The following is a 15,868-nucleotide window of genomic DNA, read 5'->3' on the forward strand; positions in this document are numbered from 1 at the left end:
GCGGCGCTTGCGTTCAGCCCGCCGCTCGGCTACGGATCGCGCGGCTGTGGGTATGCACTTCGTCGACGAGCTCGGCGACGTGATCGGGCGACGTGAATTGCGAGATGCCGTGCCCGAGGTTGAACACGTGGCCCGGATGGTTGCCGTAGCTGTCGAGCACCGCGCGCGCCTGTTCGCGCACCGCGGCCGGTGGCGCGAACAGGATCGTCGGGTCGAGGTTGCCCTGCAGCGCCACGCGCCCCGCGACGCGCTCGCGCGCGGCACCGAGGTTGACCGTCCAGTCGAGCCCGACCGCGTCGACGCCGGTCGCCGCGATCTCCTCGAGCCACAACCCGCCGCCCTTCGTGAACGTGATCACCGGCACGCGCTCGCCATCGTGCTCGCGCTTGAGCTGCGACACCACGCGGCGGATATAGTCGAGCGAGAAGCGCTGGTACGCGCCGTCGGCCAGCGCGCCGCCCCACGTATCGAAGATCATCACGGCCTGCGCGCCCGCTTCGATCTGCGCGTTCAGGTACGCGGCCACCGCCTGCGCGTTCACGTCGAGGATTCGGTGCATCAGGTCGGGGCGCGAATACGCCATCGACTTCACCGTGCGGAAATCGTCCGAGCCGCCGCCTTCGACCATGTAGCACGCGAGCGTCCACGGGCTGCCCGAGAAGCCGATCAGCGGCACGCGCTGGCGGCCCTGGCCGTCGGTGAGCGCGCGGCGGATCTCGCGCACGGCGCCCGTCACGTAGCCGAGCGTCTCGTCGATGTCCGGCACCGCGAGCTTCGCGACGTCGGCCTCGGTGCGCACCGGATGCGCGAACTTCGGCCCTTCGCCGACCTGGAAGTCGAGGCCGAGCCCCATCGCGTCGGGAATCGTCAGGATGTCCGAGAACAGGATCGCGGCGTCGAGCGGGAAGCGCTCGAGCGGCTGCAGCGTCACCTCGGTCGCGTAGTCGGGATTCTTTGCGAGACCGAGGAAGCTGCCGGCGCGCGCGCGCGTCGCGTTGTATTCAGGCAGGTAGCGGCCGGCCTGGCGCATCAGCCAGATCGGCGTGTAGTCGGTCGGCTCGCGCAGAAGCGCACGCAGGAAGGTGTCGTTGAGCAGGTTATGGGCCACGGTAGGAGCGACGATGCGAAGGCAAAGCGGCATTTTACCGGACAGCCGCGGTCGGACCGCGCAGGCCGATGCAATGGCGGCCATATGACGCGCGCGATGGCTCCGTTATGATCGGACGCTCATATCGAACCCAATGAAGGAGGAGACCGATGAAGACATTCGCCACGCTGGCCGCGGCCGCGTTGCTGTGCTGCACCGCCGCACACGCGCAAACTGCCGCCGGCGCCGCCACGAGCGCGCCGGGCGCCGGCTCGCGGCTCGACGAGGTGCTGGCGCGCGGCACGCTGCGCGTGTGCACGACGGGCGACTACAAGCCGTATTCGTACTACCGCGCGGACGGCCGCTTCGAGGGCATCGACATCGACATGGCCGAATCGCTCGCGAAATCGCTCGGCGTGAAGGCCGATTACGTGAAGACGAGCTGGCCGAATCTCACCCAAGACTTCATCGCGAAGTGCGACATCGCGGTGGGCGGCGTGTCGACCACGCTCGAGCGCCAGAAGCGCGTGTTCTTCACGCAGCCGTACGTGGTTGACGGCAAGACGCCGATCGTGCGCTGCGCGGATGCCGACAAGTACCAGAGCGTCGCGCAGATCGACCGGCCCGACACGCGCGTAATCGTGAATCCGGGCGGCACCAACGAGCGCTTCGCGAAGCAGTTCTTCACGCACGCGAACCTGACCGTCTATCCGGACAACGTGACGATCTTCAAGCAGATCCTCGCGGGCAAGGCCGACGTGATGGTGACGGATGCGTCGGAGACGCTGCTGCAGCAAAAGCTGAATCCGGGCCTCTGCTCGGTGCATCCGGACAAGCCGTTCCAGTTTGGCGAGAAGGCGTACATGGTGCCGCGCGGCGACGTCGTGTTCCAGCAATACGTCGACCAGTGGCTGCATCTCGCGCTGTCCACCGGTGAATATCAGGCGCTGTCGGACAAGTGGCTGAAGTAAGCGCGCGTGCAACCGGCGGCCGATGACGGGCACCGCCCGCTGCGGCCGCCAAGTGCGGAAATCCCGCCTGCGTCGGCCGCCGGCATGCGTCGCCGTTACACCTTCGCGTCGCGCCGCCGCGCCCATGCGCGGCGCGCGACCCGCCAAATTGGCCGAATGGCCGACTTCCCCGCGTCCCGATCACGTTTCAAAATCTTTCTGACGAATGAATCGTCATGCGCGGTATCGATCGCGCCGTGCACGTTCTCGCGTGAAAATCGGCAATTCATCGCGCCCGATACGCGTGAAAAACGCATCGCGCGCATACCTTGAAAACACAGCGGAAAAGATGGGTAAATATGACCTTTTTCAGGACCCCGAAAACAGCAAAAAATCCCGGAAAGCCTTATCTGGCGGGCGTTACAACCTGAAACACTTTGTTACCGCCATGGGTCATTAATTCGCCCACAATGGGCCTCAACGGTTTCAACACGGATGCGGTCTCGTGTGCCAAGTGTGAGCGGACGCGAAGCGCTGCGAGCCAGTCGGTCACGTACCGAAGCCCTTCCGAGGGGCATCCCTGTTGGAGTCGTTTCCGGCCCCCGCCGGATCCGGTTTCATCTTTGGTCTCCTCGCGCTAACCCCGTAGCGTGTGGTTTTTAGCGGGCTAATAAGCCCGCTTTTTTTCGTCCATCGAAAACGTAGCGACCTGCACAGGGCGACCCGCAGGCCGCCCCGTTTTTCCCGCATTTTCCCGCATTTTCCCGCACCGCCCCGTTTCAAGCCGTCTTCTGCACGTCGAGCTTCAGCTCCTCGATCATCCGCTCGCGCATCACGAATTTCTGCACCTTGCCCGTCACCGTCATCGGCAGTTCGTCGACGAAGCGGATATAGCGCGGAATCTTGTAGTGCGCGATCTGGCCTTGGCAGAAGGCACGCACGTCGTCCTCGGTCATCTGCTCGTCCGCGCGCAGCACGATCCACGCGCACAGCTCCTCGCCGTACTTCGCATCGGGCACGCCGAATACCTGCGCGCTCTGGATCTTCGGATGTCGAAACAGGAATTCCTCGATCTCGCGCGGATAGACGTTCTCGCCGCCGCGAATCACCATGTCCTTCAGACGGCCGACGATGTTGCAGTAGCCGTCCGCATCGAGCGTCGCGAGGTCGCCCGTGTGCATCCAGCCGTCGACCAGCACCTCGCGCGTCTTCGCGTCGTCGTCCCAGTAGCCGAGCATCACCGAATAGCCCTTCGTGCACAGCTCGCCCGTCGATCCGATCGGCACGATGTTGCCAGCCGGATCGACGATCTTTACTTCGAGATGCGGCTGGATGCGGCCGACCGTCGTCGTGCGCTTCTCGAGCGGATCGTCGGTCGAGCTCTGGAACGACACCGGGCTCGTCTCCGTCATTCCGTACGCGATCGTGATCTCCGACAAATGCATCTGCGACACGACGCGCTTCATCGTCTCGATCGGGCACGGCGAGCCGGCCATGATCCCGGTGCGCAGCGTCGACAGATCGAATTTGGCGAACTCCGGATGGTCGAGCTCCGCGATGAACATCGTCGGTACGCCGTGCAGCGCGGTGCAGCGTTCCTCGGCCACCGCCGCGAGCGTCGCGACCGGGTCGAACGCCTCGCCGGGGAACACCATCGCGGCGCCCGTCGACACGCAGGCGAGCACGGCGAGCACCATCCCGAAGCAGTGATAGAGCGGCACCGGGATGCAGACCGAATCCTGTTCGGTGAAACGCATCGCCATCGCGATCGAGCGCGCGTTGTTGACGACGTTGCGGTGCGTGAGCGTCGCGCCCTTCGGGCTGCCGGTCGTGCCGCTCGTGAACTGGATGTTGATCGGATCGTTGGCCGACAGCGTTGCGCCGAGCGCGTCGAGCAGCGCGGGATCGACGGCCCGGCGGCCGCGCGCCATCACGTCCGCGAAGCGGAACATGCCGGCCGGCGCCACGTCGCCCATCGACACGATCGTGCGCAGGTTCGGCACGCGCGCCGCGTGCAGGTCGCCCGGCGTCGCGGTCGCGAGCTCCGGCGCGAGGGTCTGCAACATCTCGACGTACGCGGAGCGCTTGAAGCGCTCGGCCGCGATCACGGCCTTGCAGCCGACCTTGTTCAGCGCGTATTCGAGTTCCGACAGCCGGTAGGCCGGGTTGATGTTGACGAGCACCGCGCCGATCCGCGCCGTCGCGAACTGCGTGAGCAGCCATTCGCTGCGGTTCGGCGACCAGATGCCGACGCAGTCGCCCTTCACGATCCCGAGCGCGGCGAGCCCCGCGGCCAGCACGTCGACCTCGTTCGCGAACGCGCGCCAGGTCCAGCGCACCTGCTGCTCGCGGAACACGACGGCCGGACGGTCGGGAAAGCGGCCAGCCGTGTCGAGCAGAAACCGGCCGATCGTCGCGTCGGATAGCGGCACGTCGGTCGCGCCGCGCACGTACGACAAGCCGTTCTCGGGCGCGATCAGCGCCCCCTTGCCAAGGTCTGCTGCCATCGATGTCTCCGTCCGTTCTTGTCTGATCGGCCCGCGCGCGCCTGCTGCGCGCGCCTTCGCCGCAACGATCGCGACGGGGGGCCTCACCGCGGATGATGACGCGCTCCGCTGACGATACTCTGACATCGAATCGCGACGGGCGGTTGAAATAGCACGACCGGACGGAATGATCCGACCCGCAAAACTCCGACGAAATGCGGACGAAGCGCGGACGGAACGCGGGCGAAACCGCGGGCGAAAAAAAAGCAGCCCGAAGGCTGCTTTCTTTCGCGGGATACGCGGCGCGGCTCAGTGCCGGCTGCGAATCTTCGCCAGACGCTGGATCGCCTCGAGCTGCGCCATCGCGGTCGCGAGCTCGGATTGCGCTTTCGCGAGGTCGAGATCCGACTTCGCGTTCTGCAGCGTTTCCTCGGCACGCTTGCGCGCTTCCTCGGCTTTCGCCGCGTCGAGGTCCTTGCCGCGGATCGCGGTATCGGCGAGCACCGTCACGGCGCCCGGCTGCACTTCGAGAATGCCGCCCGCGACGAACACGAATTCGTCGTTGCCGCCCTCGACTTCGATGCGCACCGCACCCGGACGAATCCGGGTGATCAGCGGCGTGTGACCCGGCAGAATACCCAGCTCACCCGTTTCGCCCGGCAGCGCGACGAATTTCGCCTCGCCCGAGAAGATCTGCTCTTCCGCGCTGACGACGTCTACTTTGATGGTTGCCATATCGACTCCTGTCGATCGGAGCGGGCACTTGCGCGCCTGCGCCGATCCCATGCACGGCGGATTGAGCGTATTGCGGTCGGCGCGACCGGCCGGGATTATCAGTCCGACTGTTAATCCCGACTAGCACGCGCCGTGCGACTCACTCGAACCCTTACGAGATCTTCTTGGCCTTTTCGAAGGCTTCGTCGATCGTGCCGACCATGTAGAACGCCTGTTCCGGCAGGTGGTCGCACTCGCCGTCGACGATCATCTTGAAGCCGCGGATCGTTTCCTTCAGCGGCACGTACTTGCCCGGCGAGCCCGTGAACACTTCAGCGACGTGGAACGGCTGCGACAGGAAACGCTGGATCTTACGCGCACGCGCGACCGACAGCTTGTCTTCCGGCGACAGTTCGTCCATGCCCAGAATCGCGATGATGTCGCGCAGTTCCTTGTAGCGCTGCAGCGTCTGCTGAACGCGACGGGTGATCGAGTAGTGCTCTTCACCGATCACGTTCGGGTCGATCTGGCGCGACGTCGAGTCGAGCGGGTCGACCGCCGGGTAGATACCCAGCGAAGCGATGTCACGCGACAGAACGACGGTTGCATCCAGGTGGCCGAAGGTGGTCGCCGGCGACGGGTCGGTCAAGTCGTCCGCAGGGACGTACACGGCCTGAACCGACGTAATCGAGCCCTTCTTGGTCGACGTGATGCGCTCTTGCAGCTTGCCCATTTCTTCAGCCAGCGTCGGCTGATAGCCCACTGCCGACGGCATACGGCCGAGCAGTGCCGACACTTCGGTACCGGCCAGCGTGAAACGATAGATGTTGTCGACGAAGAACAGCACGTCGAGGCCTTCGTCACGGAAGTGCTCGGCCATCGTCAGGCCGGTCAGCGCGACGCGCAGACGGTTGCCCGGCGGCTCGTTCATCTGGCCGTACACCAGCGCGACCTTGTCGAGAACGTTCGAGTCCTTCATTTCGTGGTAGAAGTCGTTCCCTTCACGGGTACGCTCGCCCACGCCCGCGAACACGGAGTAACCGCCGTGTTCCTTCGCGATGTTGTTGATGAGCTCCATCATGTTGACGGTCTTGCCCACGCCAGCACCGCCGAACAGGCCAACCTTGCCGCCCTTCGCGAACGGGCAGATCAGGTCGATGACCTTGATACCCGTTTCGAGCAGTTCGGTCGACGGCGACAGTTCGTCGAACGCCGGTGCCTTCTGGTGGATCGAACGCGTCGTTTCGCTTTCGATCGGGCCGGCTTCGTCGATCGGACGGCCGAGCACGTCCATGATACGACCGAGGGTCGGCTTGCCGACCGGCACCGAGATCGGCTTCGCCGTGTTCTTCACGGTCAGGCCGCGGCGCAGGCCGTCGGATGCACCCAGACAAATGGTACGGACCACGCCGTCACCCAGCTGCTGCTGGACTTCGAGCGTCAGTTCCGAGCCATCGAGAATGAGCGCGTCGTAGATCTTCGGCATGCTGTCGCGCGGGAATTCCACGTCGATAACGGCGCCGATGCACTGTACGATCTTGCCTTCTACCAAAGCAGCAGTACTCATCGCTTTTCCTTTAAATACCTGATTCTTTACTCGCGCAAAGGCGCAGTTGTCGTCCCGGGCGCGCGCTTAAACAGCGGCTGCGCCGCCGACGATCTCCGACAGTTCTTTCGTGATCGCGGCCTGACGGCTCTTGTTGTATACGAGCTGCAGTTCGCTGATCACCGTCTTCGCGTTGTCGGACGCGGCCTTCATCGCGACCATGCGCGCCGATTGCTCGGACGCCATGTTTTCCGCGACCGCCTGGTACACCAGCGCCTCGACGTAACGCACGAGCAGTTCGTCGACGACTGCCTGCGCGTCCGGCTCGTAGATGTAATCCCACGACGTCGCCGGCGTACCGTCATCGGCTTCGAAGTGTTCCGACGACAGCGGCAGCAGCTGCTCGATCACGGCTTCCTGCTTCATCGTGTTGACGAAGCGCGTGTAAGCGATATAAACCGCCGACAGCTTGCCTTCCGAGTACAGATCGAGCTGCGTCTTCACGGCGCCGATCAGCTTGTCCAGGTGCGGGGTGTCGCCGAGGTGCACGACCTGCGACATCACCTTCGCGCCGAAGCGGTTCAGGAACCCGAGGCCCTTGCCGCCGATCGCGGTGGCTTCGACCTTCTGGCCCTTCTCTTCCAGCTCCTTGAACTTCTGCACCGTCGCACGCAGCACGTTGGTGTTCAGACCACCGCACAGACCCTTGTCCGTCGTGACGAGGATGATGCCGGCCGTCTGCGCGCCGTCGTTCGCCACCATGAACGGGTGGCGGTACTCCGGGTTCGCACGGCTCATGTGCGCGGCGATGGCACGGACCTTGTCCGCATACGGACGAGCGGCGCGCATGCGTTCCTGCGCGCGACGCATCTTCGATGCAGCCACCATCTCCATCGCCTTCGTGATCTTGCGCGTGTTCTGCACGCTCTTGATCTTGCCGCGAATTTCCTTCATTCCAGCCATAGCTTGCTCCTTTGCGCCCCGAGTTAGCGCTTTAGCGCTTTACTCGGGGCTCATGCATCGCTCACCGAAGCGGCGCGGGCGCATCAGCACCCGCGCGGCGTCGGTGTGTCACTCGCGGATCAATAGGCACCGGACTTCTTGAAGGCTTCGATCGCCGCGCGCAGCGCGCCTTCGTCGTCCTTCGAGAGATCCTTGGTGTCTTCGATACGCTTGATGAGGTCAGCGTGGCTGGTCTTCAGGTTGTCGCGCAGGCCCTTCTCGAACGGCAGCACTTGCTTGACGTCGAGATCGTCGAGGTAGCCGTTGTTCGCGGCGTACAGCGACACGGCCAGTTCCCAGACCTGCAGCGGCTGGTACTGCGGCTGCTTCAGCAGTTCCGTCACGCGGCGGCCGCGCTCGAGCTGCTTGCGGGTCGCTTCGTCGAGGTCCGATGCGAACTGCGCGAATGCAGCCAGTTCACGGTACTGCGCGAGGTCGGTACGGATACCGCCCGACAGCTTCTTCACGACCTTCGTCTGAGCGGCGCCGCCGACGCGCGACACCGACACGCCGGCGTTGATTGCCGGGCGGATGCCTGCGTTGAACAGGTCGGTTTCCAGGAAGATCTGGCCGTCGGTAATCGAGATCACGTTCGTCGGAACGAACGCGGTCACGTCGCCTGCCTGCGTTTCGATGACCGGCAGTGCCGTCAGCGAGCCGCTCTTGCCCTTCACTTCGCCGTTCGTGAACTTCTCGACGTACTCTTCCGACACGCGAGCCGCACGCTCGAGCAGACGCGAGTGCAGATAGAACACGTCGCCCGGGTACGCTTCACGGCCCGGCGGGCGGCGCAGCAGCAGCGAGATCTGACGGTATGCCCAGGCCTGCTTGGTCAAGTCGTCATAGATGATCAGCGCGTCCTGGCCGCGGTCGCGGAAGTATTCGCCCATCGTGCAGCCGGCGTACGGTGCCAGGTACTGCATCGCAGCCGAATCCGACGCCGAAGCGGCGACGACGATCGTGTATTCCAGCGCGCCCGTTTCCTCGAGCTTGCGCACCACGTTCATGATCGACGAAGCCTTCTGGCCGATCGCGACGTAGATACAGATCAGGTCCTTGCCCTTCTGGTTGATGATCGCGTCGAGCGCCACCGCGGTCTTGCCGCACTGACGGTCGCCGATGATCAGCTCACGCTGGCCACGGCCGATCGGCACCATCGCGTCGATCGACTTGATGCCCGTCTGCACCGGCTGCGACACCGACTTGCGCCAGATCACGCCCGGGGCGATCTTTTCGATCGCGTCGGTCAGCTTCGCGTTGACCGGGCCCTTGCCGTCGATCGGGTTGCCGAGCGCGTCGACCACGCGGCCGACGAGTTCCGGGCCGACCGGGACTTCGAGAATGCGGCCCGTCGTCTTGACGATGTCGCCTTCCGAGATGTGTTCGTATTCGCCGAGAATCACCGCGCCGACCGAGTCGCGCTCGAGGTTCAGCGCGAGACCGAACGTGTTGCCCGGAAACTCGAGCATTTCGCCCTGCATCACGTCCGACAGGCCGTGGATACGCACGATACCGTCGGTCACGGAGATCACGGTGCCCTGGTTGCGAACGTCTGCGCTCGCTTCAAGGCCCTGGATCCGGCTCTTGATCAGCTCGCTGATCTCAGAGGGATTGAGTTGCATTATTCGCTCCTGATAGTCAATTCTGTTGCGTGCCGGCGTGGCGCTCAGGCGGTCAAGGCAGCCTGCATCGATGCGAGGCGCGCGCGAACCGAGGTGTCGAGCACTTCGTCGCCGACCGTCACGCGCACGCCGCCGATCAGCGACGAATCGACTTCGACCGTCGGTTTCAGCTTGCGCTTGAACTTGCGTTCGAGGCCCGAGACGAGACTGTCGAGATCCGCGCCGTTCAGCGGGAACGCGCTCACGATCTCGGCGTCGGCTGCACCTTCACGTTCGTTCTTGAGCGCCTCGAACTGCTCGGCAATTTCCGGCAGCAGCGCGATGCGATGATTGTCGACCAGCATCTGCACGAAGTTCTTCGCTTCGGCGCCGGCCGCGAGCGGCGACTTCACCGCAGCAAGCAGCAGCTCGGCTACTTGCGTGCGCGTCACCTTCGGGCTCGACGCGACCGACAGCACTTCCGGCAGACGCGCAACCTGGGCCAGCTCTTGCACGAGCGTGGACCAGGCGGCGATGTCACCGCCCTCGGCCACGCGGAACAGCGCTTCTGCGTAAGGGCGGGCGATGGTTGCAAGTTCGGCCATGATCAGAGCTCGGCTTTCAGTTGATTCAGCAGTTGGGCGTGGGCCGTTTGATCGACTTCGCGCTTCAGGATCTGCTCGGCGCCCTTCACGGCCAGCGCGGCGACTTCGCCACGCAGCGCTTCGCGCGCCTTCACGATTTGCTGTTCTGCTTCCGCCTTCGCCTGGGCGACGATGCGGGCGGCTTCAGCCTGGGCGTTGGCCTTGATTTCCTCGGCGACCGCCTGCGCACGCTTCTCAGCGTCGGCGATGCGCTGCTGGCCGTCGTTGCGGGCCTGCGCGAGTTCCTGGTCCACGCGCTTGTGCGCTGCGTCGAGTTCCGCCTTGCCCTTCTCCGCGGCGGCGAGGCCGTCGGCGATCTTCTTCGAACGTTCGTCGAGGGCGTTGATCAACGGCGGCCACACGAATTTCATCGTGAACCACGCGAGGACCAGGAACACGACCATTTGCGCAAACAGAGTTGCGTTGAGATTCACGGTGTTTCCTTATCTGCTATTCCGGAAAAATGAAACGGTAAGGCGCTCATCGAGTTGCATTCGATCAGCGCCCCAAGTCTCCGTTCCGCCCTGCGCCGGCTCACGCCGGACGCATATTTCCGAGGAACCTTAGCCTGCGAGCTTCGACAGGAGCGGGTTCGCGAACGCGAACAGCATTGCGACACCCACGCCGATCAGGAATGCAGCGTCGATCAGACCGGCCAGCAGGAACATCTTCGTTTGCAGCGGGTTGATAAGTTCCGGCTGACGTGCGCAGGCTTCGATGTACTTGCCACCCATCAGCGCGATACCGATACAGGCGCCGATTGCACCCAGGCCGATGATGATGCCGATACCGATGGCGGTCAGACCCTGGATGTTGGCGATGTAAGCTTGCATGATCACTCCTTTGTGAAAAGACTTGGAACTGAGAATTAAAAAACTAAAACGAAGACTCTTTGTTGCACGCCGCGCTTAGTGCTTGTCGTGCGCCTGGCCGAGATACACCAGCGTCAGCATCATGAAAATGAATGCCTGCAACAGAACAATCAGGATGTGGAAGATTGCCCAGACGCTACCCGCGATCACGTGACCAACGAAGCCGAGGAACGTTGCGTCGCCACCGAAGCTCCACATGCTGCCGAGCAGGGCGATCAACAGGAACAACAGCTCACCCGCGTACATGTTGCCGAACAACCGCATACCGAGGGAGACGGTCTTTGCGAGATATTCGACGATGTTGAGCGCGAGGTTAGGGATCCACAGCAGCGGGTGGGCGCCGAACGGGGCCGACAGCAGCTCATGCACAAAGCCGCCCGCGCCCTTGATCTTGATGCTGTAGTAGATCATCAGGACGAACACGCCGAGCGCGATGCCGAGCGTGCCGTTCAGGTCGGCCGTCGGAACGATGCGATGGTGGGAAATCACGTCCGACAGACCGAGCAGGCCGATCACGCGGCCCGGCAGGTCGACCGGGAGGAAGTCGAGGGAGTTCATCAGCGCGACCCACACGAACACCGTGAGGGCGAGCGGCGCGATGAAGGTGCGATTGCCGTGGACGATGGCCTTCGATTGATCCTCGACCATTTCGACGAGCATCTCGATCGCGCACTGGAAGCGACCGGGCACGCCCGAGGTCGCCTTGCGGGCGGCCAGACGCAGCAGGACGATCGTCACGATGCCGCATACGATCGACCAGAACAGCGTGTCGAGATTCCAGACGTGGATATCGAAAATCGACGTCTGATGCGAGGTGGAGAAATTCTGCAAGTGGTGCGCAATGTACTCGGACGGATCCGGACCGCGCGTGCCTTCGCTAGCTGCCATATCGTTAATGCCACCCAAATTGTCGAAAATCGTTTTGCCCCGTTCCGCAACACGCTATTGCGGGAACGGGCCGGTGCGGTTCGTTGTCGAAACCGCACGCTGCTTGTTCCTTACCGCCAGGCCAGCGCGATCCAGTACGTCTTCAGCACGACGAGGTACGTGACGAGGAACGGCACCCAGTGCACGCCGGCCCAGCCGAACGCCACCGCGGTGAACATCCCGATCGTCAGAGCGAGTTTCAGGGCTTCGCCCATCACCCAGCTCATCACGGTGGCCGAGCCACCTGCCTTCAGTCGTGCCACGAATACCGCACTGGGTACCCAGCCGATCGCTCCGCCCAGAAACGCGGATTGCGCAGCGGCGCCCGGCGACTTCGAAAACAGCCACCACGCCAGCGTTGCAACCAGGGACAGGACCACTTGCGCGAATACCACCTTGTAGGGGGTCACGCGCGAGGGCTTGCTCACGTTCGGGCCGAACAGCCTTTCGGCCTCTGCCCGCGTCAGCGGAACGATGTTGTTGTCTTGCTGCTCGACATCCCAGTCATCGTCGGGTTCACGCCGCTCGCCGGCCGCCGAAGCGGTGCGTTGCGTGCGCTGATCATCGTGCCTGTCGTCCGGCGCCTGACCCGCCATCGCAATCTTCCGCTGAAATCCCTGAACCCGACCCCAAGCTTTCTGAAAGCTTTCAGGGGTGCCTAGCTAACAAATCCGGGCGATTGTAAGCGATAGTTGCAAGTGATTCAAGGCTTTAGACGCGACAAAAACCTGCATAAAACGACGCCTCATGATGTGAAAAAACATGCGATTCGGCGACGTACGATGACAGTTGTAAGGTCGGTTTTCAGCACCGGTAGTTCTTGCGCGAAAAAGTCAGGTGACGGGGGAAACGGCGGGAAACGATACCCGATACGGGCCAGGACGAAGCGGCGCGATTGCCGTCGGGAATTCGCTGCAACGCAGCCGGCGGAAACGATTCGCCCCGATGCTCGGGAACAAGCGAGACGCCGCGGCCCAACCATCGCGCCGCGCGCGAAATTCGACAGGATGTTCACGCAGCGATTCATCCGGTCAGTTGTCGCGCCGCCACAGATGTTCGACTGTGGATGGCGGCACTTATCAACAACCATCGATCAGCGTGAATGCCGTGCGCCCAACCCGTCGCTCGAACGGCTTCCCTGCGCCGCCGCGTTCAACCGTGCACGAGCAGCCACGCGCCGAGCGCCGCGCTCACCAGCGCGAACGGAATCGACACGAGGTGGAACGGCAGCCACATGCGCGGCTCCTTCGCGAGACGCACCGCGATCAGGTTCGCGAGCGAACCGATCGCGAACCCGAAGCCGCCGACCGATACGCCGAATGCAAGCGCGCGCCAGTCGTGCGTGAACTCCGACAGCAGGATCGCGGCCGGTACGTTGCTGATCACCTGTGACAGCACGGCGCCGGCCGCATAGACGCGCAGCGGCGAATCGAGCTGCGCGTGCGCGATCGCGTCGTGCACGACGGGCAGCGCGGCCGCGCTGCGCAACACGACGAACATCAGCACGAAGATCAGCAGCAGAAGCCAGTCGATCTTCAGGACTGCGTCGCGTTTGACGGCAAGCAGCACGACGGCGACGCCGACGAGGCCCGGCAGCGGATGATGCGCATCGGCGAGCAGCACGAACGCGGCGAACAGCACGGCCGCGATCAGCGCCTGCATGCGCTGGACGGGAAGCGCAACGGCGTCGCCGGACAGGTCGAGCGGCTTCGCGCGGAACATCAATGCGGTCAGCGCGAGCAGCAGCGCCATCAGCGCGAGGGCGAGCGGGCCGAGCGTGACCACGAAACGGCCGAACGACACGCCGCTCAATTGCCACAGGAAAAGATTCTGCGGATTGCCGAGCGGTGTCGCGACGGACCCCGCGTTGACGGCTAGCGCGACGACGATCACGAGCCGCCGGAACGGCAGCGGCGTCAGCGCGCGCAGCGATACCATCAACGGCACGACGACGAACAGCGCGACGTCGTTGGTGAGCCACATCGACAGCACCGCGGCGAAGCCGACGAGCAGCATCGCGAGCCCGCGTTCCGAATGCACGTGATGCACGATGCGATGCGCGAGCCACATCAGGCAGCCGGACAGCTCGAGCGCCTTGGTCAGCATCAGCAGGCCCGCGAGTGTCGCGACCGTCTGCCAGTCGACCCGATCCGCGAGCACCGAAAATGGTTGCGGACGCACCCATTGCAGCACGATCAGGCCAAGCGCAAGCACCGACAGTACCGGTTCCTGCGCAAGCCAGCCGAGCCACCGGCGCGGCGCCGGTGCACCCTTTTGCGTCATGGGTTGCCCGTTACTCTTCGGTCGCGACGTTGCCGCGCAGACGCGCGAGAATGCCCTCGAGCGCGTCGAGGTTGCCGAAGTCGATCAGCACCTGCCCTCGCCCGCGGCGGCCGAGCTTGATCTTCACCGTCGACGCGAGCAGGTCGGACAACTCCTCTTCGAGGCGACGCGTATCGCGGCCGCCATCGTCCTTCGCACGCGCCTTCACGGCCGGGGCTTCCTTCGTCGTGTGCGCGACGAGCTTCTCGGTCTCGCGCACCGACATGCGCTTGTTGACCACCTGATGCGCGAGCGTGATCTGCGTGGCCGCGTCGACGGCAAGCAGCGCGCGTGCGTGCCCCATGTCGAGATCGCCGGCCAGCAGCATCGTCTGCACCGGCGACGCGAGGTTCAGCAGGCGCAGCAGGTTCGATACCGCGCTGCGCGAACGGCCGACCGATTCGGCCGCCTGTTCGTGCGTGAAGCCGAACTCGTCGAGCAGACGCTGGATGCCGTGCGCTTCTTCAAGCGGATTCAGGTCCTCGCGCTGGATGTTCTCGATCAGCGCCATCGCCGCGGCAGCCTGATCGGATACGTCCTTCACGAGCACCGGCACTTCGTCGAGGCCGGCCAGGCGCGCCGCGCGGAAACGCCGCTCGCCCGCGATGATCTCGTATTTGTCTGATGAAATAGGCCGTACCAGGATCGGCTGCATGACGCCCTGGGCGCGAATGCTTGCCGCCAGCTCCTGCAGGCTGCCCTCGTCCATCCGCGTGCGCGGCTGGTACTTGCCGGCTTGCAGCTTGCCGAGCGCGAGCGTGTTCGGTGCCCCTTCGATCTTCACCGCTTCGGTGATATCGGCACTGCCGCCGAGCAGCGCTTCGAGGCCACGTCCCAAGCCCTTCTTCTTTGGTACCGCGTTCATGTCTTTCTTCCTCGCTTCGCTCATGTCCGGATCACGACACCTCGAACGCGCGCACGCGCTCGATCATCTCGGCACCGAATTGGAGATACGCCTGCGCACCGCGCGAGCTGCGGTCGAACACGACGCCCGGCAACCCGTAACTCGGCGCTTCCGCCAGGCGCACGTTGCGCGGAATCACCACGTCGAACACCTTGTCGCCGAAGTGCGCTTTCAGTTGATCGGAGACTTGCTGCTGCAGCGTGATGCGCGGATCGAACATCACGCGCAGCAAGCCGATGATCTTCAGGTCGCGGTTCATGTTCGCGTGAACCTGCTTGATCGTGTTGACGAGGTCCGACAACCCTTCCAGTGCGAAGTACTCACACTGCATCGGGATCACGACGCCATGCGCCGCGCACAGGCCGTTCAGCGTCAACAGCGACAGCGTCGGCGGGCAATCGATCAGGACGAAATCGTAGTCGTCGGCGACGCGCTCGAGCGCGGCCTTCAGGCGGCGCTCGCGGTTGTCGATGCTGATCAGTTCGATCTCGGCGCCGGACAGCTCGCGGTTCGCGGGGAGCACGTCATAGGTGACGCCTTCCGGACGCACGCGCGCGTCGGTCACCGACACGCCGTCGACCAGCACTTCGTACACGGTCGCTTCGCAGGCGGCCTTGTCGATCCCGCTGCCCATCGTCGCGTTGCCCTGCGGGTCGAGATCGATCAACAGGACGCGTTGCTCCTGCGCTGCAAGGCTTGCGGCGAGATTGACCGATGTCGTCGTCTTGCCGACGCCCCCCTTCTGGTTCGCAACGCAGAAGATCTTTGCCATCGTTGGTGTGTTCCCTTTACCTTCAAACAAACGGCGCGCTA

16 protein-coding genes are annotated in these 15,868 nt (G+C 64.0%); 2 read left to right on the plus strand and 14 right to left on the minus strand.

Features of this window, described 5'->3' with window-relative positions:
- Positions 1-13: 13 nt before the first annotated feature.
- On the minus strand, positions 14-1,108 hold the full coding sequence (hemE, locus tag LGM42_RS26285; RefSeq protein ID WP_319001464.1) for a uroporphyrinogen decarboxylase: 1,095 nt from the start codon (positions 1,106-1,108) through the stop codon (positions 14-16).
- 149 nt (positions 1,109-1,257) lie between these two features.
- Between hemE and LGM42_RS26290 the strand changes: the two genes are divergently transcribed.
- Together LGM42_RS26290 and LGM42_RS26295 are read left to right on the plus strand one after the other, a co-directional pair.
- A complete protein-coding gene (locus LGM42_RS26290) occupies positions 1,258-2,058 on the plus strand; it encodes a transporter substrate-binding domain-containing protein (protein ID WP_226233730.1) in 801 nt (266 codons plus the stop codon).
- 6 nt (positions 2,059-2,064) lie between these two features.
- Positions 2,065-2,370 (plus strand): hypothetical protein, encoded by a 306-nt coding sequence (locus tag LGM42_RS26295; RefSeq protein WP_226233732.1) that lies wholly within the window; start codon positions 2,065-2,067, stop codon positions 2,368-2,370.
- Positions 2,371-2,816: 446 nt separating this feature from the next.
- Here LGM42_RS26295 and LGM42_RS26300 read toward each other — a convergent pair whose 3' ends face one another.
- The 13 genes from LGM42_RS26300 to LGM42_RS26360 form a co-directional block, all read right to left on the minus strand.
- Positions 2,817-4,544, minus strand: a complete 1,728-nt coding sequence (locus tag LGM42_RS26300; protein ID WP_226233734.1) for an AMP-binding protein — start codon at positions 4,542-4,544, stop codon at positions 2,817-2,819.
- Between the two features lie 288 nt (positions 4,545-4,832).
- Positions 4,833-5,258, minus strand: coding sequence for a F0F1 ATP synthase subunit epsilon (locus LGM42_RS26305; RefSeq protein WP_006477288.1), 426 nt, complete (start codon positions 5,256-5,258; stop codon positions 4,833-4,835).
- Between the two features lie 151 nt (positions 5,259-5,409).
- Positions 5,410-6,804 carry a F0F1 ATP synthase subunit beta gene (gene atpD, locus LGM42_RS26310; protein ID WP_011350527.1) on the minus strand — a complete coding sequence of 465 codons (1,395 nt, stop codon included), beginning with the start codon at positions 6,802-6,804 and terminating at the stop codon, positions 5,410-5,412.
- A 66-nt stretch (positions 6,805-6,870) separates the two neighbouring features.
- Complete coding sequence (atpG, locus tag LGM42_RS26315) at positions 6,871-7,746, minus strand: F0F1 ATP synthase subunit gamma (protein WP_034209645.1); 876 nt, start codon at positions 7,744-7,746, stop codon at positions 6,871-6,873.
- A gap of 119 nt (positions 7,747-7,865) precedes the next feature.
- A complete protein-coding gene (gene atpA, locus LGM42_RS26320) occupies positions 7,866-9,407 on the minus strand; it encodes a F0F1 ATP synthase subunit alpha (protein ID WP_059580508.1) in 1,542 nt (513 codons plus the stop codon).
- A gap of 44 nt (positions 9,408-9,451) precedes the next feature.
- Positions 9,452-9,991 carry a F0F1 ATP synthase subunit delta gene (locus LGM42_RS26325; RefSeq protein ID WP_034188172.1) on the minus strand — a complete coding sequence of 180 codons (540 nt, stop codon included), beginning with the start codon at positions 9,989-9,991 and terminating at the stop codon, positions 9,452-9,454.
- 2 nt (positions 9,992-9,993) lie between these two features.
- Positions 9,994-10,464, minus strand: coding sequence for a F0F1 ATP synthase subunit B (locus LGM42_RS26330; protein ID WP_006477283.1), 471 nt, complete (start codon positions 10,462-10,464; stop codon positions 9,994-9,996).
- Between the two features lie 129 nt (positions 10,465-10,593).
- Positions 10,594-10,863 carry a F0F1 ATP synthase subunit C gene (gene atpE / locus LGM42_RS26335; protein ID WP_006482730.1) on the minus strand — a complete coding sequence of 90 codons (270 nt, stop codon included), beginning with the start codon at positions 10,861-10,863 and terminating at the stop codon, positions 10,594-10,596.
- Positions 10,864-10,938: 75 nt separating this feature from the next.
- A complete protein-coding gene (gene atpB, locus LGM42_RS26340; RefSeq protein WP_012492242.1) occupies positions 10,939-11,790 on the minus strand; it encodes a F0F1 ATP synthase subunit A in 852 nt (283 codons plus the stop codon).
- Between the two features lie 110 nt (positions 11,791-11,900).
- Positions 11,901-12,425, minus strand: coding sequence for an ATP synthase subunit I (locus LGM42_RS26345; RefSeq protein ID WP_059580504.1), 525 nt, complete (start codon positions 12,423-12,425; stop codon positions 11,901-11,903).
- 556 nt (positions 12,426-12,981) lie between these two features.
- A complete protein-coding gene (locus LGM42_RS26350) occupies positions 12,982-14,112 on the minus strand; it encodes an SLC13 family permease (protein ID WP_099315916.1) in 1,131 nt (376 codons plus the stop codon).
- A 10-nt stretch (positions 14,113-14,122) separates the two neighbouring features.
- Positions 14,123-15,016 carry a ParB/RepB/Spo0J family partition protein gene (locus LGM42_RS26355; RefSeq protein ID WP_006482728.1) on the minus strand — a complete coding sequence of 298 codons (894 nt, stop codon included), beginning with the start codon at positions 15,014-15,016 and terminating at the stop codon, positions 14,123-14,125.
- Positions 15,017-15,047: 31 nt separating this feature from the next.
- A complete protein-coding gene (locus tag LGM42_RS26360) occupies positions 15,048-15,827 on the minus strand; it encodes a ParA family protein (RefSeq protein WP_059580499.1) in 780 nt (259 codons plus the stop codon).
- Between the last annotated feature and the right edge of the window lie 41 nt (positions 15,828-15,868).

The organism is Burkholderia sp. AU39826 (assembly GCF_020419965.1).
GTDB lineage: Bacteria > Pseudomonadota > Gammaproteobacteria > Burkholderiales > Burkholderiaceae > Burkholderia > Burkholderia semiarida.